Source organism: Cryobacterium sp. TMT1-62, from assembly GCF_004403145.1.
Taxonomy (GTDB): domain Bacteria; phylum Actinomycetota; class Actinomycetes; order Actinomycetales; family Microbacteriaceae; genus Cryobacterium; species Cryobacterium sandaracinum.
Genome location: NZ_SOGZ01000016.1, coordinates 1 through 20,812, shown reverse-complemented (window position 1 = coordinate 20,812; position 20,812 = coordinate 1). Strand labels below are relative to the sequence as shown.

Here is a 20,812-nt window from a genome sequence, read left to right as displayed (position 1 = left end):
ATGACGCGTGCAAGCCGGGGACCACAACTCCCCCTTAAACCTGACCATCCCGAGTACCACGGTCGTGGCGTGGAGACGCCGTTCGAGCACATCTCGGACGCCCTCAATGTGCACGAGGATGAGGGGCTGCACAAGGGCCTCAAGGCCCGCCAGGTGCAGATGATCGCCATCGGCGGGGCCATTGGCACCGGTCTGTTCCTCGGGGCAGGCGGACGCCTGGCCATCGCCGGGCCCTCCCTCGTCTTCGTGTACGCGATCTGCGGTTTCTTTGCGTTCCTGATCCTGCGCGCGCTCGGCGAACTCGTGCTGCACCGCCCCTCGTCGGGCTCGTTCGTCTCCTACGCCCGCGAGTTCTTCGGCGAGAAGACGGCGTTCGTCACCGGTTGGCTGTACTGGCTGAACTGGGTGATGACCGCCATCGTCGACGTCACGGCCGTGGCGCTGTACATGAACTTCTTCGCGAAGTACTGGGCACCTTTCGGTGATGTGCCGCAGTGGCTGTACGCGCTCGCCGCCCTCGCCGTCGTTCTCTCCCTGAACCTTCTGTCAGTGAGCGTGTTCGGCGAACTCGAGTTCTGGTTCGCGCTGATCAAGGTGCTCGCCATCGTGGCCTTCCTGCTGGTCGGCACCTGGATGGTCATTTTCGGCACGCCGATCCCCGGCCAGGAGACGGGCTTCAGCCTGATCGGGGACAACGGGGGCTGGCTGCCGAACGGGCTGATCGCATCCGTTCTCGTGGTGCAGGGCGTCATCTTCGCCTACGCCTCGATCGAGCTGGTCGGCACGACCGCCGGGGAGACCCAGAACCCGGAGAAGGTGATGCCGAAGGCGATCAACACCGTCATCATCCGCATCGCCGTCTTCTACGTGGGCTCGATCCTGCTGCTCTCCCTGCTGCTGCCCTACACCGCGTACAAGGCCGGCGAGAGCCCGTTCGTGACGTTCTTCGGCACGATCGGCGTCGGCGGCGTCGACGTGATCATGAACCTGGTTGTGCTCACCGCGGCCCTGTCCTCGCTCAACGCGGGCCTGTACTCGACCGGGCGCATCCTGCGGTCGATGGCGCTGGCGGGATCGGCGCCGCGCTTCGCCGGCAAGGTGAGCCGCACGGGTGTGCCGTTCGGCGGCATCCTGCTCACCGGCGTGGTCACCCTGCTGGGCGTCGCCCTGAACGCCGTCGTGCCCGACAAGGCCTTCGAGATCGTGCTGAACATGGCCGCCATCGGCATCATCAGCGCCTGGGGCATGATCGTGCTCTGCCAGCTGCGCCTGCACGCCTGGTCGAAGCTCGGCATCCTGCGGCGACCGGCGTTCCGGATGTTCGGAGCACCGTATTCGGGGTACGCCAGCCTGGTCTTCCTCGTCGCCGTGCTCGTGCTGATGGCCTTCGACTGGCCGGTCGGCACGCTCACGATCAGCTCGCTCGTGATCATCATCCCGCTGCTGATCGTGGGCTGGTACGCCTGCCGCGGCCGCATTCTCGAGATCGCGAGCGCCCGCGAGGGGTTCACCGGCCAGGTGCCGATCCTTCCCAGCCGCCCGCTGTCGGACCAGCTGCGGGGCGCCGACCGGAAGGACACCGACCGCGAGGAGTAGCCGCCACGCCACCGATCGCCGATTCCCCCATGCGTGGAGCCGGGGCGGCTAGCATGGCCGATTGATCACTGCGCGGCAGATTGCCTCGCGATTTACGGAGAACTCTATGACCACCGAATCGGTGTGGCTGCCACCCCGCTCGCTCGCCCTCCTGATCGAGGAACTCGCTGTGCTGGGCAGCGACCCCACCCCGAACGCGGCCACGTCCGAGCGAATCCGGGAGCTGCGCACGACCCTCCGCCAGGCCGAGGCCTCGGTCAAACCGGACGACGGCCTGGTCGAGCCCGGGATGAGGATCACCGCGATGCTCTCCGGCGACACCCGGGCGACCGTGTTCCTCCTTGGCGAGCGTGAACTTGTCTCCCTCGACCCTGAGGTGAAGGTAGACGTGTACTCCCCCTCGTCACCGATCGGCCAGGCCATCATTGGAACCCACGTCGGCGACACCGTCGCGTACACGACGCCGACCAACGTCAGCATTCAGATCGAGATCCTCGCAGCGGTCCCGTACACCGGCGGCCGGTGAACCGACACGATTGAGGGGTGCGGATGCTTCCGCGCCCCGCAATCGTGTCGTCTCAGCCGTTTCAGGTCGACACGCCGCCGGTCAGGCCGCCCGGCGGCGCACGACGACGTCGCTGACGATCACCAGCACGAAGGCCAGCACCAGGATTCCGACGTAGACCAGCGGCACGGCCTGCATTCCGGCCGAGCCGAGCAGCGCGGCGCCGAGAAGGGCGCCACCGCCGATCCCGGCGTTGAACGCGGTCGTGTAGATGGCGCTGGCGGTGTCACGGATGCGGAGCGAGGCCGTACGCAGCAGCCGCGTCTGCAGCAGCGGCGGCAGCATGCCGAAGGCCAGACCCCAGAGCACGAAGGCGGTGATGGCAACCGGCAGCGTCGCCGCGAAGAGGGCCAGCACGGTCACGCTCAGCGCCGACACGGCGATGCCGATGACGAGTCCGAGCTGCGGCCGGGGGCCGAAGACCGTGCCGGAGAGCACCAGGCCGACCGCGCCGGCAATCCCATAGGCGAACAGGAGCGGGGCGACCGCGCCGGAGTCCACGCCCATCTCGTCGATCAGGAACGGGGCGATGTACGTGTAGAACGTGTAATGCCCGACCATGGTCAGGCCGGTGATCACGGAAAGCAGGATCACGGCGCGCATGGTCGGGTCGCGACGCGGTTCAGCGATAGCAGTGGCGGCATGTGCGGCGGCGGCCCCCGCGTTGCCGGCCGCGGTCGGATCGCTTGCCGTGGCATCCGTCACGCGAGCACCATAGTGCGACACCGGCGGCAGGAACCGCCAGACGACGACCGCGCCGATCAGCATGAGGGCGGCGAGGGCCAGGAACGACAGCCGCCAGCCGAGCAGGTGCCCGGCGGCGGTGGCGATGGGCACCCCGAACACGAAGGCGAGCGTGCCGCCCGAGACGGTGATGGCCACGGCACGGCCGATCTGTTCCCGCGGCACGAGGTGCGCGGCGTAGGCGCCGACGACGGCCCAGAACAGGCCATGGGCCATTCCGCCGATGATGCGCCCGCCGACCATGAAGGCGTAGTTGGGGGCGATGGCGGTGAGCACATTGCTGATCGCCAGCACCACGAGCACGAGCACAATCAGGCCGTGCCGCGGCAGGCGGCGGGTGAGGTGGGCGAGCGAGGTGCTCGTGAGCACCACGGTGAACGCGAACCAGGAAACGAGCAGGCCGACCTGTCCCTCGGTGACCCCGAGCGCCCGGCTCATGTCGGGTAGAAGGCCCGTCGGAAGCATCTCGGAGGTGACGGAGAGGAAGACGGCGGCGGCCAGGGCGAGCAGGCCCACCCAGGGGAAGGGTCGGGCGGCGGCCGCGATGCTCTCCGGCGCGTGCGGCGCTTCCGGCGCTTCCAGCGAGGGCAGGTTGATGGGTGCGGTGAATGACATGGCTCTGTGGCTCACAGACGGGAACAGGGGCAGCGCGGGTGTGCCGCGGGCCGGTCCGGATCGGCTGCGCGCCGACGTGCGCGCCCGGGGCCGGCGTGCTGCGCCGACCGCTTTCCAGCCTAGCCGACGGGCCGAGTGTGCGGCAGGGGGCCGGTAACCTAGTCCGATGACCTCTTCCCTCGCACCGCACCCGCGCCACCATTGGGTGATCACTCTCGTCTGCGTCGACCAGCCGGGTATCGTGCACGCGGTCAGCGGCGCGATCGTGCGGGCGCGCGGCAACATCACCGAGAGCCAGCAGTTCACCAGCGCCGACACCGGCCGGTTCTTCATGCGGCTGCAGGTGGAATCCGCGGCGAGCCAGGCTGATCTCGAGGACGAGCTCGCCCCGGTCGTGCGCAGATACGCCATGGAATCCGTCATCGACGTCGTCGGGCGTCCCAAGCGCACCCTGATCCTGGCCTCGACCGCCGGAAACTGCGTCAACGACATGCTCTTCCGCCAGCGCGGGGGCCAGCTGCCTATCGAGGTTCCGCTGGTGCTGAGCAACCACGGCACGCTGCGCGACCTGGTCGGCTTCTACGGGGTGCCGTTCGAGTCGCGTCCGGTGACGGATGCCGCCGGCAAGGCGGCCTTCGAGGCTCGCGTCGTCGATGCCATCACCGAGCACGACATCGAGCTCGTGGTGCTCGCCCGGTATATGCAGATCCTCTCCCCCGCACTCTGCACGCTGCTGGAAGGCCGCGCCATCAACATCCACCACTCCTTCCTGCCCGGGTTCAAGGGCGCCAACCCCTACAAGCAGGCGCACGCCCGCGGGGTGAAATTGATCGGGGCGACGGCCCACTTCGTCACGGGCGACCTCGACGAGGGTCCGATCATCGAGCAGAACGTCGTGCGGGTGGACCACTCGCGCAGCCCGGCCGAACTCGTCGCCATCGGACAGGACGAGGAGAGCCGCACCCTGACCCAGGCGGTCACCTGGTTCGCCGAGCACCGGGTCCTGCTCGACGGCGCCCGCACCATCATCTTCAGGTAGCCTCCCACCTCTCGGTAGGATGGGGCGAGTGACCGATACGAGCGCGACGACCAGTACCAGCCCCAACGACATCGTGCGCTTCCTGCTCGAATTGTTCGCGTTCATCAGCCTGGGCATCTGGGGCCTCACCGCGTGGCCGCTGCCGTGGCCGGGCATGCTCATGGGCATCCTGGCCCCTGCCTTCGCCATTGTGCTCTGGGCGCTGTTCCGCTCGCCCAAGGCGGTCTTCCGCCTCGACCCGTTCGGCAAGGCCATCGTCGAGATCAGCGTCTTCGGGGCCGCCGCGCTGGCCTGGTGGGACCTCGGCCTGCCGCTGGTCGCCGTGATCTTCGCCCTGGTGGCCACGGTCAGCGGCGTCATCTCGGGCCGCGCAGAACTGCACTGAGGGCGGCCGCCGCACAGTCAGGCTGCCTCGGCTCGAACGGCGCCGGAAAGACGACGACCATCCGGTTGCTGTTGGGCATGCCGTGGCCGACGTCCGGGCAGGCGCCGATGCCCGAGGCACCATTGACCTCCTGGTCTCCAACCCGATCGGGCGCTGCCAGTTGCTCCCGGCGAAGTTCGCCGCCCTCCCGCTGGGCACCATCCTGCTTGCCGAGGGGATCGGAGTCTCCCTGGTCGTGCTCGGGGCCGCGGCCGAGATGAGGTCCCCACAGGATAACGTGGCAACCGCGATGCTGCACCGGAAACTGCTCGGGGAGAGTCGGTGCGCTGGCGCTGGCATCGGGCAGAACCGGGTTGAGCCGGGTTGAGCCGGGAGGATCCCGGCCCCAAGGTTCCCCTGACGCCGGCCGAGCTTGTCAGACCAGGTGACGAAGCCGCCCAAGGTTCCCCCGACGCTGGTCGAGCTTGTCAAGACCGGCGACCGGTCCTCCGGAGGTTCCCGCGACGCTGATCGAGCCTGTCGAGACCAAAGGCCAGACTCCCGCCCTACAGCCCTGTCCTCTTGCTCTGCAACACAATACGCGTCTGCTCCGGGTCGACTTCCGCCGGTGGACGCAGCCAGTACTGGCTTTTGGTGCGGGTTATCTTCCAGTGCTGATTATGCAGCAGCAAATGGTGCGGGTGGCACAGCAGCACTCCGTTGGCGAGGTCGGTGTACCCATTGTCCGTAAGCCACTCACTGATGTGGTGGGCCTCGCTCCAGGCCGGTGATCGGTCGCAGCCGACCCAAAGGCACCCGCCGTCACGCACTGCCATCGCGGCGCGCTGTGCCTCGGTGAAGAGTCGTTCGTCACGGCCGACGTTGATGATCTGACCGTCTTCGTCGAATTTGATGCCACGGGTGCCGGTGTCGCAGAGCAACCGGTCGATGGTGTCCTGCGAGATCGGGACGGGGTTGCCCTCGATCTGCCCGTGCGCGGCGGGTTCGGCCGCCTGATCCGGCCCGGCCTGCCCGGTCTGCCCGGCCTGCACAGTCTGCCCCGTCTTGAGCGCCTTTTCGGTCACGATCACGCGCACCGAGGGGCGTCGTCCGCCGAACACGCGGCCGGGGTCGGCCTCGCCGGCGATCGTGAGCAGCTGCACGAGCGAGTCCGCGTTGATCTGCTCGTTGCTGCGCGGGTCGTCCTGCATCTTCTCGGCCCAGGCGGCCCGCTCCTTATCGACGAATCGCACCCCGCCGCGGCGCGGGCCGGTGATGGAGTCAAAGGTCGAAAGCACGACTTCCCGTCTTCGGGGGCGAAGAGGCCGTTCAGGCGCACGTTCCCGTGCTGAGCCGGTAGACCTTCAGGTAGCGGTCGTCGTGGGCCTGCTTCTCCCGGGCGGCGATGCCGGCCTCGTCAAGGTGGTTACGCATCCGTCTTGCGCGTTTGAAGACATCGTCGGCGTTCAACGTTGACACCTCGGCCAGCAGGGACTCCAGCGCCGCTCCGAGCTTCTCGGCGGTGACAGCGGCGTCGATCTGGCCGAGGCCGGCGCGGATCGACTCGGCCGCGTCGACCGAGAGCGTGCCGGCGGTGACGGCCCGGGCGATCGGCGCGTGCCACGGCACCTTCGCGACGAATTCGGCAACCTCGGCGGCATCCGTGTCGGGCGACGAGAGCGCCTCCTCGACCAGCTTCTCGGCCGCCTCGGTGTCGGCCGTCATCGTGCCGACTGCGACCAGTTTGTAGGCGTCACCCTTGGACGAGCCTGTCCAGTTCTGGATCAGGGCTTCCGGGGACAAGTACCCCTGCTGCGCCGCCAACCCCGAATGGCCGAGCTCCGGCCGCGAACGGTCAGCAATGGTTGCGGCCATCAACGCGGCATAGGTGTCGAGCAGACGGCGGGCGCATGCGATTCGCTTCTGGCCGGCCAGCGCCCCGGCGTCGGGAAGGGCTGCGAGGTCGGCGCGCGAGGAACGCAACAGCGCGACGGCGTCGGCCGCCTGCCTGAGGTCTTCTGCGAGGTTCGTCATGTTACGAGGATACCTCGTTGCGCACATGAAGTCGAGTCTCTGTCACTATTTATTGGTGACAGTTTCGTAGCTGTATTCGACCTCTCTCGGGGCGGGACTACGCCGGGCGGGCCTGCCGCGGCATCCGCAGCGCGTAGACAGAGGTCGCGAAGAACAGCAAGGCGCCGACGCCGAAGGCTACCGGATAGGAGGCGCTGTCAACGAGAAACCCGGCCGCGAGCGGGCCGACGATGGCACCCAGGTCGGAGAACATCGAGAAGACCGACACGGGTCGACCGCCACCGGCGCCGGCCGCGTCGCCGACGGATGCGGCCGGGGCGGTGCCCATGAACGCCGAGGCCACGCCGTAGAGGCAAAGCAGGGCCGTGAGCACGATGATGTTCGGCGCGAACGGGACCGCGAGGATGGTGACCCCGGCAACCAGGAACGCTCCGATGATGGCCGGGCGACGGCCCACAGTGTCGACGAACCGCGCGGCCGGCGCGAGTGCCACCGTCTGGGCGACGGCCGCGAAGGCGAAGGCGATGCCGGTCCAGGCGGTCGGACCCCGCAGCACCTCGACGACCAGCACGGGGATCAGGGCGTTGCGCACGCCGAACGAGTTCCAGCCGGTGGAGAAGTTAGCGATGCACGCCGCGCGGAACCGGGTGTCCCGCAGCACCGTTCGGAACGGGATGCGCTCGGGCGCCGGGCCGGCCGCGGCGACCCCACCCCGCACCGGGCGCAGCAGCACGAGCCCGAGGATGCCGGCAACGGCGAGCGTCGCGGCGTAGAAGAAGAACGGCGCGGTGAGCGAGATCGTGGCGAGGAGCCCGCCGAGCGCGGGGCCGGCCATCCCGCCGAGCAGGAACCCACCCTGGTAGAACCCGATGGCCCTGGCCCGGAATCCCGGTGCCGTGGAGCCGAGCAGGAGAGTCATGGCCGCCACCGTGAACAGGGCCGAACCGACGCCGCCGGCTCCGCGCAGGAGCAGCAGCTGCGGATAGTTCTGGGCCACGCCGACCAGCCCGCTGGAAACGGCGACGATCCCGATGCCGGAGGCCAGGATCACGCGTTCGCCGGCCCAGTCGATCAGGCGCCCGGTGAACGGGCTGGAGACGAAGCGCATCAGCGCGAACGCGGAGACGACGGCGCCGATTTCCAGGTAGCCGACCCCGAAGCTGCGCACGTAGACGGGCAGCACCGGCACGACGACGCCGAAGCCCACCATCACGAAGAACGCGATCACGCCGAGCACGTAGACCTCTCGGGACAGCCGCGGCCGGCTCACGCCGAGGTTCTCGCCGCCTCGGCGCATTCGTGCGAATCGCATTACCTCAGGGTAAGCCGTCGCTCGGTATCCGTCCGCCGCCCGCCCAGAACCGCACCCTGACGAATTCGACGGAGATTTTGCCCAAAACGGGTTCGAAACAGCTCGCAAGCGGCCTCGTGTCGCAAAATCTCCGTCGAATTGGTTCGACGCCGGACGCAGCGGGCGAGTCCGACCTCGCTGACGAACCTGGCGGCCGCTAGTTCTCCACCGCCACGACCGTCGAGAAGCCAGTGTCGCCGTAGCGCACCAGCCCGAGGTAATCCGTGCCCGCGGCCAGACCACTCCACGAGGCCGTGTAGGTCGCTTCAACGCCCTGCACTCCCGGGAGAGGGTTCGGGGCAACGGTGAACGCTCCGGCGCCGGCACCCGGCGCGACCGTGAAGGTGGTCAGGTCGTACCGGTCGGTGCCACTGAAGACCGACGCGACAACCTGGTAGTACCCGGCCGTCGGGTTCAGCAGGTCGACGTGTTCGTCCGTCGCCGCCGTGGCCGACTGCCAGCCTTCGATCGGCGTGCCGCCCTTGCCGCTCAATCGGTTGACCACCAGGTCAAGGTCGGCGGCGTCGGTTAGTGAATCAAGGTCGAAGCGCTGCAACACCGTTCCCGCCGGAACCTGCACGGTGAAGACGATCTCCGTTCCGGGGAGCCCCGTTCCGGTGTAGGCCTTGCCCGGGCCGCCCTTCTTCTCTCTGAGCAGCACGCCGGCCGCGAGGCCGTCGGTCGCCAGGGGGATGTCGGAGGTCGTGCCGGGCGTCACGCGGATGCCGACGGAGCCGGCCAGACCGGTTCCGTCGGCGGTGATCGGCGACTCGAGGGTGACGGGCTTGACCGCCACCGGGCTGTGCACGACGGTCGCGCCGCTGGTCCAGCTGAGCGAGCCGGTCGCGAACGTGTCGACGGGCGCATCCGTTCGGGAGAACGTCGCCGTGTAGGACTGAGTCTCCCCTGCCGCGCCGAAGGTCAGCGTGGACGGCTCGATCGTCACGTCGATGCCGGCGAGGCCGGACACAGAGGCGTCGAAGGTGCCCGCCTGGGTCGACGTCACCGTGCGGGTGATCGTCTCCGGCCGGGTGAGCGAACCGATGCCGATCGAGGCCAGGTTGAGGTTCGACGGGTCGACCGCGGTGACGGCGTCCAGGCCGCCCCCGGTGTAGCCGGCGCCCTTGATGTAGGACATCCAGTCGCTCTCCCCGTTCAGGTAGACGAGTCCCGGTCTGAAGAACTTCGTCGGGTCGATGTGGCCGGCGCCCTGCAGAAACGGGTCGGTCACGGCAGCGCCGGAGCCGGTGACCGTGTTGTAGGCGGTGGTCATGAAGGCCGATTTCACCTCGGCCGGGCTCGCGCTCGGCGTCTGGCCCAGGTAGAGGGCGGCAAGGCCCGCCACGTGCGGCGACGACATCGACGTTCCGGACAGGAACTGGTACGTGCCTGCCGCGCCCGCAGCGTTGGCACCGCCGGCGAGAATCGCAACCCCGGGCGCCGAGACGTCCGGCTTGATGATGTCACTGCCGTCGGCAAGTATCGGTCCGCGCGAGGAGAACCCGGCGACCTGCGGGGCGGGCGGAGTGGTCCCGAGCGCATTGCCCGGCGTGAGGGTCACGGTCGCCCCGGCGGTGCCTGCGTAGGCGAAGGCCGTGGCGAACGCTTCGGCGTTGAGGTGCACCGTCGGCACCGCGTGCTGGTCGAGGTCGAGCGAGCTGGCCGTCTTGTTCACCAGCACCATGCCGATACCCCCGGCACGCTTCACCTCGACGGACTTGGCGACCCGGTCATAGACGCCGCGCTGACAGAACACGATCGTGCCGGTCACCTTGGCCGGGTCGAGCGAGTTCGGCCCGCAGAGCAAGGGGTCTGTTCCGCGCCGGGCGGCGACGAGGTCACCGCGCACCAGCGCACCGGTCACGCCGACGGCAGGGACCGTGATCGAGCCGCCGCCATAGGCAGGGCCGCTGCCGAGGGTGGCGGTGGCCTCGTAGCTCGGAATGGTGCTGGCCGCCACGGTGGTGATCCACGGCGACGCGTTATCGAGCGTGGAGGCGTCGGGACCGGCGTTACCGGCCGACGCCGCCACGAAGATGCCGGCGGATGCCGCGCCCAGGAAGGCGACGTCGGTGGCGGAGACCGTGGTCTGGGCCGCACCGCCGCCGATCGAGAAGTTGATCACGTCGACACCGTCGGCCGTGGCCTGGTCGATCGCCGAGAGGAGGTCGCTGGTGGCGCATCCGTCGTCGTCCTGGCTGACCGGGTCGGGGCCGGACCAGCAGACCTTGTACGCGGCGATCTTCGCCGCGGGCGCAACGCCCGAGATGGTGCCGAAGTCGATGCCACCGACCGACGCGCCGACGGCGTGGTTGCCGGCTGCGGTGCCGCCGGTGTGTGAGCCGTGGCCGTCGCCGTCGCGCGGCGAAAGGTATTCGCCGACGCTTTCGGCACCGATCCGGGAGGCGCCGAACCCGTCGACGTAGTACCGGGCACCGACGATTTTGGTGCTGCAGTCGTCTGCGGTGAACTGCACACCCACGACGCAGGCGCCGGTGAAGGTGCCGCCGTCGGACTTGCCGAAGCGGATGCCGCCGTCGGCCGTGCGAAACGGAGCGTCGCCGAGATCGGTGCCGAGGGGGTCGCCGGCGAAGGACCCGTTCTCCGGGGCGATGCCGGTGTCGATGATACCGACGACGACGCCGGCGCCGGCCGCGTCAACGCCGCCGACCGCGTCCCAGACCCCGCCGACGCCGGCGGCGTCACCGAGCCCGAGGAAGTCGGTCGAGGACTGCGCCGTGACCCGGCGGATCGCGTCCTTCTCGACGGCGAGAACCTCTCGGTTCGCGGAGAGTGCGGCGGCCTGGACCGCGGTGAGTTCGGCGGCGAATCCGTTGAGTGCGGTCGTGTAGGAGACGCTGACGCTCACCCCGGCGGCCGCGGCGACCCTTCTCTGCTCGGTTGCGAGGTGCGCGGCGTAAGCGGTCGCGTTCTTCGAGCTCGCGTCGAGCTGCCGGCCCGGGGCCGGCTTGGTGGCGTCGAAACCGGCGACGCCGCCGGAGTAGGCGGCGACCGCGCTGGCGGCCAGCGTGACGACGTAGCGGCCGGCCTCGAAGGCGGTGGCCGGTTTTTCAATGGCCAACCGCGGAGCCTGCTGCGGTGCGGCGCCGGCTGCGACGGTGCCGCCGACGAGGGCCGCGGTAGCCACCAGCCCGACGGTCAGGGCCACCGCGGTGGCCCTACACAGTGCGCGCGGCGGCCGGGGGTCGAGGTCCCAGGGTGAGAAATGCCGATTTCGTGAGTTCACGTGCATCATCCAATCCGTTCAACGACGAAAGGTTGACCCCCAACGGAGGCACATGAACTTGAAGCTAGCTGAATTCGACCTCAGACTGTGCAACTTGCACGCGTTGACACCTGAACTGGGGGGCATCCAGCACAGTAGGGTGACGCGACTCAGCGACTCAGCGACTCAGCGACTCAGCGACTCAGCGCGCCGGCCGCCGCCGGCTTGCGAGCGGCGATCTGGGCCTGCACCGAGGCGTCCCGGCGGCCGCCGATCGCCCGCAACGCGTTCAGGATCGTGGCCAGGTCGACGAATTCCTGCAATAGTGCTCCCGCGGTGGCGGGAATGAAGCCGAACGCGGCCAGGACCATCAGGCCGAGGCTCAGAGCGATGCCGAGCCAGATGCTCTGCAGCGCGATCCGGATGGTGTCCTGGCCGATCGCGACCGCGCGGGCCGCGCGGGTCAGGTCGTCGATCAGGATGACGACGTCGGCCGATTCGCTCGCGGCCGTGGCCCCGCGGGCTCCCATGGCGATACCGACGTCGGCGACGGCCAGCACGGGTGCGTCGTTCACCCCGTCGCCGACCATGATCACCGGGCGGTGGGCCAGGCCACGCACGGCGTTGACCTTGTCGGCGGGCAGGCAGTCCGCCTGCACCTGCTCGATCCCCACCAGCGCCGCGATGTGCTCGGCGGTGGGCCGAGCGTCGCCGGTGAGCATCACGGTGTCCCGCAGGCCGAGCGCCCGCAGATCCGCCAGAGTCTGCGGTGCGTTCTCCCGCAGCGTGTCACTGGCGACGATGCTGCCGGCGAAGCGCCCGTCGACGGCGATGTAGATGGCCAGTTCGCCGCCCTCGATCGGGGCGGCCACGGCATCCGTCGCCCGTTCCCGGATGAACGACAGCTTGCCCACGGTGACCTCGCGGGCGCCCAGCCGGGCCACGACGCCGTGCGCGGGAACCTCGTTCGCGGTCTCCGACCCGATCAGCTCTAGCCCGCGGGTCCGGGCCGCCGCGATCACGGATGCCGCGAGCACGTGCGACGAGTACTGCTCCGCGGACGCGGCGAGTACGAGCAACTCGTCCTCGTCGAAGCCGGGCTCGGGAAGCACGCGGGCGATGGTGGGGCTGCCGTGGGTGAGCGTGCCGGTCTTGTCGAAGACCACGGTTTTGGCCCGAGAGAGCATTTCGAGCACCCCACCGCCCTTAACGATGATGCCGTTGCGGGCGGCCCGGCTCATGCCGCCCATGAAGGCGACCGGTGCGGAGATCAGGAGTGGGCAGGGGGTCGCCACCACCAGCACCTCGGCAAACCGGGCCGGGTCGCCGCTGACGATCCAGGCCAGGGCGGCGATCGAGAGCGAGACCGCAGTGAACGGCACGGCGTAGCGGTCCGCCAGGCGCACCACGGGGGCCTTGCTGGCCGATGCCTCTTCGACCAGCGCGATGATCTGCTGGTACTGGCTGTCCGCGGCGGTCGCGGTGGCTCGGATGGTGGCGGCAGCCTGGCCGTTGATCGACCCGCTGAGCACGGCGTCGCCGGCTTCGCGCTCGACCGGGAGGCTCTCCCCGGTGAGCGAGGACTCGTCGAAGACTGCGCTGACTGAGACCAGAGCGCCGTCGACCGGCACGATCTCGGCAGGGCGAACGAGAAGCAGGTCGCCCGGCCGCACGTCGGTGGCCGGCACGTCCTCGACCTCGCCGTTTCCGTTTCCGGTATCGGTATCGGTATCGGTATCGGTATCGGTATCGGTATCGGTATCGGTATCGGTATCGGTGCCGGTGCCGGTGCCGGCGCCGGCGCCGAGCCGGTGCGCGATCTGCGGGGCCCGCCGGAGCAGGGCGTCGAGCTCGCGCTTGGCCCGGTTCACGGCGAAGTCTTCGAGGGCCGCGCCTCCGGTGAGCATCAGCACGATGATCAGGGTGGCCACGTATTCGCCCACCAGCACCGTGGCGACGATGGCCGTGATCGCGAGCACGTCGACACCGAGGGTGCCGCCCAGCAGCCGTCGTACCATGCCGATCGTTTCGTAACCGGCGACCAGCAGGCCGAATCCACTGAACAGCCAGCGCACGGCATCCGTCTGACCGCCCAGGGCGAGCACCGCGCCGATGAGCCCGAGCAGCACGGTCGTGGCGACGAGCGGGTAACGACGAACGGCGGCGACCAGAGACGACATGGTCATATTCTTGCCTNGCCGGCCACCGCCAGCAAGGAAAGCCTCCCCTCAGGGCCGGGAAAACCCGGAAAAACGCCTAAAAAAGGGCGGCAGCCTCACCCGGGGGGGGGGGTGAGACTGCCACCCTGTCGCTGCGGGTTAGGCCATGCGGGCCTGGAGGTTCTCCGCGATGGCCGCGAGGAACTCCTCGGTCGTCTGGAAGGCCTGCTCCGGGCCCACGAGAAGCGCGAGGTCCTTGGTCATCTTGCCGCTCTCGACGGTCTTGATGACCACGTCTTCGAGCGTGTTGGCGAACTCGGCGAGCGCCGGGTTCCCGTCAAGCTTGGCGCGGTGCGCGAGGCCGCGGGTCCAGGCATAGATCGAGGCGATCGGGTTGGTCGAGGTGGCCTTGCCCTGCTGGTGCTGGCGGTAGTGGCGCGTCACGGTGCCGTGCGCGGCCTCGGCCTCGACGACCTTGCCGTCAGGCGTGGAGAGCACGCTGGTCATCAGGCCGAGCGAGCCGAAGCCCTGCGCGACGGTGTCCGACTGCACGTCGCCGTCGTAGTTCTTGCAGGCCCAGACGTAACCGCCCTCCCACTTCATGGCAGAGGCGACCATGTCGTCGATCAGGCGGTGCTCGTAGCTGAGGCCGGCCGCGTCGTAGCGGGCCTTGAACTCGGCGTCGAAGATTTCCTGGAAGATGTCCTTGAAGCGGCCGTCATAAGCCTTGAGGATCGTGTTCTTCGTCGACAGGTAGACCGGGTACTTGCGCTCGAGGCCGTAGTTCAACGACGCGCGGGCGAAGTCGCGGATGGAGTCGTCGAGGTTGTACATCCCCATCGCGACGCCGCTGCCGGGGGCCTGGAATACCTCGAACTCTTGCGGGGCCGAGCCGTCCTTCGGGGTGAAGGTCATGCTGAGCGTGCCCTCGCCCTCGAAGCGGAAGTTGGTGGCCTTGTACTGGTCGCCGAACGCGTGGCGGCCGATGATGATCGGCTTATTCCAGCCCGGCACGAGGCGCGGGATGTTCGAGATGATGATGGGTTCGCGGAAGATGGTGCCGCCGAGGATGTTGCGGATGGTGCCGTTGGGCGACGCCCACATCTTCTTCAGGCCGAATTCCTCGACGCGCGCCTCGTCGGGCGTGATGGTCGCGCACTTGACGCCGACGCCGTGCTTCTGGATGGCGCGGGCCGAGTCGATCGTGATCTGGTCGTCGGTCTCGTCGCGCTTTTGGATCGACAGGTCGTAATACTCGAGGTCGATGTCGAGGTACGGGTGGATCAAGGTCTCCTTGATCGCGTGCCAGATGATGCGGGTCATCTCGTCCCCGTCGAGCTCGACGACAGTGCCTTCAACCTTGATCTTCGCCAATGGAAATCTCCTCAGAATATCGGGGGGCAAGAATAGCCACACCGATTCTAGTGGAGCGACGTAACTATCTTGACATCGAGACAGTTTCCGGATCTTCCGGATGGGGCCACCCCCCACGCCCTGTCGTCCGAAAACCCGACTACCGGCCGGCTCCGGTGCACGTTAGCCTGTTCGCATGGGTGAACTACGACTGGAAGAACTGTCCGCGCGCAACATCGTCGCGGCGAACAGCCTGAGCCTGAAACCGGGTCAGGAGCAGTTCATCGCCCCCGTCTCCTACGCGGTCGCGGCGTCCGTCATCAACCCTGCTACCGCCTGGCAGCGCGTCGTTCTGCTGGACGGCGAGGTTGCCGGCTTCATTCACGGAAACTTTGACCCCGACTCACCGCACGAAGAATTCCGTGCCTGCATCTGGCGCATCAACGTGGACGCGGAGGCCCAGGGCAAGGGTGTCGGCAAGTTCGCCGCAGACGCACTCGCCGCCGAGGCCCGCAAGCGCGGCTTCGACCACATCACCGTGATCTGGGAACCCGGCGAAGAGGGGCCGGAGTCGTTCTTCCACCGCCTGGGCTTCAGCGACATCGGCCAAACCGTCTACGGCGAGATTATCGGCGCATTGCAGCTCTGACTCGCAGCCGATGACGGATGCCGGCACCCGGGAACCTGCCTTCGTCACGCACGTTCTCGGAATCGTGGAGTCGATCCCGGCCGGTCGCGTGATGACCTACGGTGATGTCGCGGCCGTGCTCGGCTCCCGTGGAGCCCGCCTGGTCGGGCAGATCATGGCGCGCCACGGCACCGCGCTGCCCTGGTGGCGTGTGATCCGGGCCGGCGGACGCCCGCCGATCGGGCACGAGGAGCGCGCGCTCCCCCACTACACCGCGGAGGGCACCCCGTTGAAGGCCGGGGCATACGGCTACCGCATCGATTACGCGGCGGCGCGCTGGAGCCCCGCATAGCGATCACCGCCCGGGGTTGCCCGCAATGCTTGGTTCGAGGCTGCGCCGGATGCTACCGTTTTTCATGGACAGCGAAAGCACAGCCGCACACACCGCCCTCGATCCCGTCGTCACCGACCCGGGCGCCTACCGAGTACTGCTTGAGAACGACCGCGTTCGCGTGCTCGAGTTCCTCGACGCTCCCGGCGATGAGACCAATCCCCACGAGCATCCCGACAGCGTCATGATCACGCTCAGCGCCTACGCCCGGCGCCTGTCGTCGGAGGGCCGCGAAATCGACGTCGAGCTGCCCGCCGGCGAGACCCGCTGGCTGCCGGCCCAGGAGCACGCCGGCGTGAACATCGGCCGCACGCCGACGCACGCGATCTTCGTCGAACTCAAGGAATCGCCCGCGATCCCGCGGGATCCCAGCTACCACCCGCTCGGACCGGTCGCCTCCAACCGCCCCCTGACGGGCACGCCGCTCTCCGACGACTCGAGCGACGAGGAAAAGGCCTGGGGGTTCGCCTAACCGCTCGCGCCGCGAGTCGCGTCGCCGATCACACCAGCGAGTCGCGCCAGGCGGCGTGCAGCTGCGCGAACCGGCCGGTGCCGGCGATCAAGTGGTCGGGCGTGCCGTCCTCCACGATGCGCCCGTGCTCCATCACGAGCACCCGGTCGGCGATCGCCACAGTCGATAGGCGATGCGCGATGATCACGGCGGTGCGTCCCCCGAGCAGTGTCTGCAGCGCCTGCTGCACGAGGCGTTCACTCGGGATGTCCAGACTCGAGGTGGCCTCGTCGAGGATGAGCACCGCCGGGTCGGCCAGGAACGCCCGAGCGAACGAGATCAGCTGCCTCTGCCCGGCGGAGACGCGCCCGCCGCGCTTGTTCACGTCGGTGTCGTACCCGTTCGGCAGCCCCGCGATGAAGTCGTGCGCGCCGACCGCTCGGGCCGCCGCCACGATCTCGGCGGGCGTCGCATCCGGTTTGCCGATCGAAATGTTGTCGGCGACCGAACCGCTGAACAGGTAGGCCTCCTGGGTGACCATGACGATCGCTCGGCGCAGGTCCTTGGGGTGCAGGTCGCGCAGGTCGACGCCGTCGAGGGTCACCTGACCCACCGACGGGTCGTAGAAACGCGCCATCAGCTTGGCCAGGGTGGACTTGCCGGCCCCGGTCGACCCAACCAGGGCGATGGTCTGCCCGGCCGGGATCGTCAGGTCGAACTGCGGCAGGATGACCCGGTCGCTCTGGTATTCGAATTGCACGTTCTCGAACGAGACCGCACCCTTTGCCGCCCAGAGGTCGACCGGCGTCACCGGGTCCGGCACTCCGGGATGCTCCTCGAGCACCCCGGAGATCTTCTCCAGCGCCGCGGCGGCCGACTGGTAGGAGTTGTAGAACATCGCCATCTCCTCCATCGGGTCGAAGAACCGGCGGGTGTAGAGCAGGGCCGCGAGCAGCGCGCCGATATAGAGCTGGCCGTCGACGACGCGGAACCCGCCGACCAGGAGAACGACCGCGACGGCCACGTTCCCGATCAACACGAGACCCGGATCGAAGATGCCGAACAGCTGGATGACCCGCTCATTCACCTTGCGGTAGTCCTCGACCAGTTCGCCGAACACCTTCTCGTTGCGTTTCTCCGCCCGGAAGGCTTTGACCGCACGGATGCCGGTCATGGTCTCCACGAACTGCACGATCAGGCTCGCCGACGCCGTTCTCGACCGGCGGAAGAGCGTTTGCGAGCGCACCTGGAACCAGCGGGTGAGCAGCGCCAACGGCACGATCGACGCGAGCAGGACAAGCCCGCTCGTACCGTCGAGCAGGAACAGGGCGATCGCCGTGAACACCATGTACAGCAGCCCCTGCACGAGCTGGTTGATGCCCGAATCCAGCAGTTCCCGGATGGCGTCGAGGTCGCTGGTCTGCCGGGAGATGATGCGCCCCGAGGTGTACGACTCGTGGAATTCGAGGCTCAGCCGCTGCGTGTGCAGGAAAACCCTCTTGCGCAGGTCGATCAGCACGGCCTGGCTGATCCGCGCCGACATGATCGTGTACCAGGCGATCAGGATGGCCCCGACCACACCCGTGGCGAGGTAGACCACCCCCGTGGCGGCCAGCGGCACCCAGTCCTGCTCCATCAGCGCAGGCAGACCGCGGTCGATCCCGAACGCGATCAGGGCCGGGCCGGCCACCTGCGCGGCCGTGGACACGACCACGATCAGCATTGCCGCGAGGACCGAAAAGCGCACCGGGTGCAGCAGCGACCCGAGCAGGCGCAGCGACCGGCCCCGGATCTGCTTGCTCTCCGCGGCGGTGAAGTTGCTGCGGTCTTCGCCCTCGACACCGGTGACGGTCATCGCGCCGCCTCCTCTCGTGCGGACTCTCGTCGTTCTTCGTCTTCCAGGCTCGAGATGACGAACTTGTAGTGTTCGCTCTCGCGGAGTAGATCGGAGTGCCGTCCGATCGCGGTGACACGCCCGTTCTGGAGCAGCGCCACCCGGTCGGCGAGCATCACGGTGGACGGCCGGTGCGCCACGATCAGCGCCGTGGTCGCGGAGAGCACCTCGCGCAGCGCGGCTTCGACAAGGGACTCGGTGTTCACGTCGAGCGCCGACAACGGGTCGTCGAGCACGAGCACGGCGGGTTTCGCCGCCACCGCCCGCGCGAGCGCGATCCGCTGCCGCTGGCCGCCGGAGAGGCTCATCCCTTCCTCTCCGACGAGCGTGTCCACGCCCTCCGGGAGGTCGTGGGCGAAGCCGGCCTGGGCAACCATGAGCGCCTCCTCGAGTGCGGCATCCGCTTCGGGCGAGCGCTCGGCCCACTCCGGACGGCCGAGCAGCACGTTGTCGCGCACGGATGCCGAGAACAGCGTCGCATCCTCGAACGCCATCGACAGGTGGCGACGCAGTTCCTCGCGGCCGAGGGAGCGCACGTCGACCCCGTCGAGGGTCACCGCCCCCTCCGTCACGTCGTAGAGGCGGGTGGTGAGCGCCGTCAGGGTGGACTTGCCGGAGCCGGTCAGACCAACGAGCGCCATGGTCTCCCCCGGTTCGAGCACCAGGTCCACGCCGTCGAGCAGGTCCGGGAAGCGGCTCGGCGAGTCGGGGTAGCGGAAGTGCACGTTCTCGAACGCGAGGCGGCCGCGGGGCCGGTCGACGGTGACGGGATGCTCGGGGTCGGTGATGGCGTTCGGCGCGTCGAGCACGTCGAAGAACCGGTCGGTCGCGGTGCGGGCATCGAAGGTCATCGACAGCAGGAACCCGACCGACTCGATCGGCCAGCGCAGCACGGTGGCCGTGGCGAAGAAGGCCACGAGCCCGCCCACGCTGAACTCGCCCTGGCCGGCCAGCCAGACACCGGCGACGAGGCAGAGGGCGAAGGCCACATCCGGGATCATCAGCAGCCACAGCCAGATGCCGGCGATGGCGCGCGCCTTCTCGATCTCGGTGCCGCGCAGGCTCTCGGCCTGGTCGGAGAAATTCTTCAACGCGAACTTGCCGCGCCCGAAGGCCTTGAGCACCCGGATGCCGTGCACCGACTCCTCGACGGCCGTCGCGAGGTCGCCGGCCTGGTCCTGGCTGCGCCGCGCAACGACGGAGTATTTCTCCTCGAACAGGTAGCCGACGATCCACAGCGGCACGGAGCAGACGAGGAAGATGAGGCCGAGGATCCAGTTCATCGACACCAGGATGGCGGCGCCGATCACAACGGTGACGACGTTCACGATGAGCAGCACGAGGCCGAACGAGATCCAGCGGCGGATCAGGTTGAGGTCGCTGACGGCGCGGGAGAGCAGTTGGCCGCTCGGCCACTTGTCGTGGAATGTGACCGGGAGGTCCTGCAGCCGGGCGTAGAGCGCGTTGCGCATCCGCGCCTCGATGTGGGTGCCGGGGCCGAGAACGAACCAGCGGCGCAGTGCGATCAGCACCGCCTCGATCACGCCGAGGGCGAGTACCACGATGACGGCCGGCCAGATCTGGGCGGCGTCCTGCTGAGTCAGGGCACCGTCGACGAGGCGCTGCAGCACCTGCGGGATGGTGAGCGCCACAAGCGCCGCCAGCAGGGCGGCGAGCATGCCGAGGGCCAGCCGCGGCAGGGCCGGCCGGGCGAAGGGGTAGAGGCGCAGCAGCACCTGGAGGGTGTTCCTCCGGGGCAGGGCAACGGGGTCGGTTCCCGCTGCGGGGTCGGGGTCGGGCGGATGGCTGTGGTCGGTGAGCGTGGTCACGAGTGAGTCCTGAACGAGTCTGGTTCCAGTGAACGGCGGCGCGCGGCGCCGGGAGGCCGACGACGAGCACGTCGGTCGGCGGGGGTGGAAGCCGTAGCTTCCGGGGGCAGCATGGCTGCCGGCCTGCGGGGCGGAGCCGGTCGCTGGGTGTCAGCGGCCCGGAGTCAGGCCCGAGGCGGGGCGGGAGATCGCGGGAGGGGGCAGGCTAAGCGGCGCGCGGGAACGAGGTGGCTGCGCCAAGGCGCGCGCCGTCGTTCGCACACGTTGCGATCGTGAACGGTGCTGTCTTGGTCATGTCGGCCTCCTGAGCGCGTGGTGTCTGAGCTGTGCCCCCCTGATCAGGCAGCCTCTCAGACTACGGTTCCGGGGCCTCGGGCGCAAGCGCCGAATTCGGGGATCGGGATTCAGCGCACCCGTACGCTCAGGCAGGTGACGCAGCCCTCGAGCTTCTCGAAGTCGGAGATGGGTGGCTCGGATTCGGCGCGCCGGTCATGCGCCGCCCCGCGCGTGGCGTGCCGTGCGCGGAGCGGCGCAGCACGCGCGCAGCGCCGGCGAAGCGACCGGGGAGCCGCC

17 protein-coding genes are annotated in these 20,812 nt (G+C 68.7%); 8 read left to right on the top strand and 9 right to left on the bottom strand.

What is annotated here, in order from left to right:
• Both E3T34_RS03760 and E3T34_RS03755 read left to right on the top strand, forming a co-directional pair.
• The gene (locus tag E3T34_RS03760; protein WP_104100179.1) at positions 1-1,596 is read left to right on the top strand and encodes an amino acid permease; all 1,596 of its coding nucleotides are present in this window, start codon (positions 1-3) and stop codon (positions 1,594-1,596) included.
• 106 nt (positions 1,597-1,702) lie between these two features.
• Positions 1,703-2,122 (top strand): GreA/GreB family elongation factor, encoded by a 420-nt coding sequence (locus E3T34_RS03755; protein ID WP_104100180.1) that lies wholly within the window; start codon positions 1,703-1,705, stop codon positions 2,120-2,122.
• Positions 2,123-2,203: 81 nt separating this feature from the next.
• Here E3T34_RS03755 and E3T34_RS03750 read toward each other — a convergent pair whose 3' ends face one another.
• Complete coding sequence (locus E3T34_RS03750) at positions 2,204-3,520, bottom strand: MFS transporter (RefSeq protein WP_104100181.1); 1,317 nt, start codon at positions 3,518-3,520, stop codon at positions 2,204-2,206.
• Positions 3,521-3,686: 166 nt separating this feature from the next.
• Between E3T34_RS03750 and E3T34_RS03745 the strand changes: the two genes are divergently transcribed.
• The 3 genes from E3T34_RS03745 to E3T34_RS15705 all read left to right on the top strand — a co-directional run bounded on the left by E3T34_RS03745 (position 3,687) and on the right by E3T34_RS15705 (position 5,311).
• Positions 3,687-4,559 carry a formyltetrahydrofolate deformylase gene (locus tag E3T34_RS03745; protein ID WP_104100182.1) on the top strand — a complete coding sequence of 291 codons (873 nt, stop codon included), beginning with the start codon at positions 3,687-3,689 and terminating at the stop codon, positions 4,557-4,559.
• A gap of 28 nt (positions 4,560-4,587) precedes the next feature.
• Positions 4,588-4,944 (top strand): YrdB family protein, encoded by a 357-nt coding sequence (locus E3T34_RS03740; protein WP_241972966.1) that lies wholly within the window; start codon positions 4,588-4,590, stop codon positions 4,942-4,944.
• 82 nt (positions 4,945-5,026) lie between these two features.
• A complete protein-coding gene (locus E3T34_RS15705; protein ID WP_166785828.1) occupies positions 5,027-5,311 on the top strand; it encodes a hypothetical protein in 285 nt (94 codons plus the stop codon).
• 178 nt (positions 5,312-5,489) lie between these two features.
• On the opposite strand, the gene E3T34_RS16655 is transcribed toward E3T34_RS15705, so the two are convergent.
• From E3T34_RS16655 to E3T34_RS03705, 6 genes are all read right to left on the bottom strand, one after another.
• Complete coding sequence (locus E3T34_RS16655) at positions 5,490-6,221, bottom strand: DUF222 domain-containing protein (RefSeq protein WP_134342223.1); 732 nt, start codon at positions 6,219-6,221, stop codon at positions 5,490-5,492.
• Between the two features lie 31 nt (positions 6,222-6,252).
• Entirely contained in the window at positions 6,253-6,957 is a 705-nt protein-coding gene (locus E3T34_RS16650; RefSeq protein ID WP_166785829.1) for a DUF222 domain-containing protein, read from the bottom strand.
• Positions 6,958-7,054: 97 nt separating this feature from the next.
• On the bottom strand, positions 7,055-8,269 hold the full coding sequence (locus E3T34_RS03720) for an MFS transporter (RefSeq protein ID WP_241972965.1): 1,215 nt from the start codon (positions 8,267-8,269) through the stop codon (positions 7,055-7,057).
• A 196-nt stretch (positions 8,270-8,465) separates the two neighbouring features.
• Complete coding sequence (locus tag E3T34_RS03715; protein WP_241977330.1) at positions 8,466-11,555, bottom strand: S8 family peptidase; 3,090 nt, start codon at positions 11,553-11,555, stop codon at positions 8,466-8,468.
• A 173-nt stretch (positions 11,556-11,728) separates the two neighbouring features.
• Positions 11,729-13,714 (bottom strand): heavy metal translocating P-type ATPase, encoded by a 1,986-nt coding sequence (locus E3T34_RS03710; RefSeq protein ID WP_134342221.1) that lies wholly within the window; start codon positions 13,712-13,714, stop codon positions 11,729-11,731.
• A gap of 138 nt (positions 13,715-13,852) precedes the next feature.
• Positions 13,853-15,067, bottom strand: coding sequence for an NADP-dependent isocitrate dehydrogenase (locus E3T34_RS03705; RefSeq protein WP_104100190.1), 1,215 nt, complete (start codon positions 15,065-15,067; stop codon positions 13,853-13,855).
• A 175-nt stretch (positions 15,068-15,242) separates the two neighbouring features.
• On the opposite strand from E3T34_RS03705, the gene E3T34_RS03700 reads away from it, so the two are divergent.
• The 3 genes from E3T34_RS03700 (at position 15,243) to E3T34_RS03690 (ending at position 16,537) form a co-directional block, all read left to right on the top strand.
• Entirely contained in the window at positions 15,243-15,695 is a 453-nt protein-coding gene (locus tag E3T34_RS03700; protein ID WP_104100191.1) for a GNAT family N-acetyltransferase, read from the top strand.
• Positions 15,696-15,705: 10 nt separating this feature from the next.
• Positions 15,706-16,026, top strand: coding sequence for an MGMT family protein (locus E3T34_RS03695; RefSeq protein ID WP_104100192.1), 321 nt, complete (start codon positions 15,706-15,708; stop codon positions 16,024-16,026).
• A gap of 64 nt (positions 16,027-16,090) precedes the next feature.
• Positions 16,091-16,537 (top strand): cupin domain-containing protein, encoded by a 447-nt coding sequence (locus tag E3T34_RS03690; RefSeq protein ID WP_198411461.1) that lies wholly within the window; start codon positions 16,091-16,093, stop codon positions 16,535-16,537.
• Between the two features lie 28 nt (positions 16,538-16,565).
• Here the strand turns inward: E3T34_RS03690 and E3T34_RS03685 are convergent, their stop codons facing one another.
• Positions 16,566-18,371: an ABC transporter ATP-binding protein gene (locus tag E3T34_RS03685; RefSeq protein ID WP_104100193.1), complete on the bottom strand. Its 1,806-nt coding sequence runs from the start codon at positions 18,369-18,371 to the stop codon at positions 16,566-16,568.
• The gene (locus tag E3T34_RS03680) at positions 18,368-20,089 is read right to left on the bottom strand and encodes an ABC transporter ATP-binding protein (RefSeq protein ID WP_104100201.1); all 1,722 of its coding nucleotides are present in this window, start codon (positions 20,087-20,089) and stop codon (positions 18,368-18,370) included. The genes E3T34_RS03685 and E3T34_RS03680 overlap by 4 nt, the downstream gene beginning before the upstream one ends.
• Between the last annotated feature and the right edge of the window lie 723 nt (positions 20,090-20,812).

Coding starts and splice junctions, on each gene's coding strand:
- E3T34_RS03690 (WP_198411461.1), top strand. CDS start 16,091: ATGGACAGCGAAAGCACAGCCGCACACACCGCCCTCGATCCCGTCGTC.
- E3T34_RS03750 (WP_104100181.1), bottom strand. CDS start 3,520: ATGTCATTCACCGCACCCATCAACCTGCCCTCGCTGGAAGCGCCGGAA.
- E3T34_RS03755 (WP_104100180.1), top strand. CDS start 1,703: ATGACCACCGAATCGGTGTGGCTGCCACCCCGCTCGCTCGCCCTCCTG.
- E3T34_RS03685 (WP_104100193.1), bottom strand. CDS start 18,371: ATGACCGTCACCGGTGTCGAGGGCGAAGACCGCAGCAACTTCACCGCC.
- E3T34_RS03695 (WP_104100192.1), top strand. CDS start 15,706: ATGACGGATGCCGGCACCCGGGAACCTGCCTTCGTCACGCACGTTCTC.
- E3T34_RS03720 (WP_241972965.1), bottom strand. CDS start 8,269: ATGCGATTCGCACGAATGCGCCGAGGCGGCGAGAACCTCGGCGTGAGC.
- E3T34_RS03700 (WP_104100191.1), top strand. CDS start 15,243: ATGGGTGAACTACGACTGGAAGAACTGTCCGCGCGCAACATCGTCGCG.
- E3T34_RS03745 (WP_104100182.1), top strand. CDS start 3,687: ATGACCTCTTCCCTCGCACCGCACCCGCGCCACCATTGGGTGATCACT.
- E3T34_RS03710 (WP_134342221.1), bottom strand. CDS start 13,714: ATGTCGTCTCTGGTCGCCGCCGTTCGTCGTTACCCGCTCGTCGCCACG.
- E3T34_RS16650 (WP_166785829.1), bottom strand. CDS start 6,957: ATGACGAACCTCGCAGAAGACCTCAGGCAGGCGGCCGACGCCGTCGCG.
- E3T34_RS03680 (WP_104100201.1), bottom strand. CDS start 20,089: ATGCTCGCCGCCCTGCTGGCGGCGCTTGTGGCGCTCACCATCCCGCAG.
- E3T34_RS03760 (WP_104100179.1), top strand. CDS start 1: ATGACGCGTGCAAGCCGGGGACCACAACTCCCCCTTAAACCTGACCAT.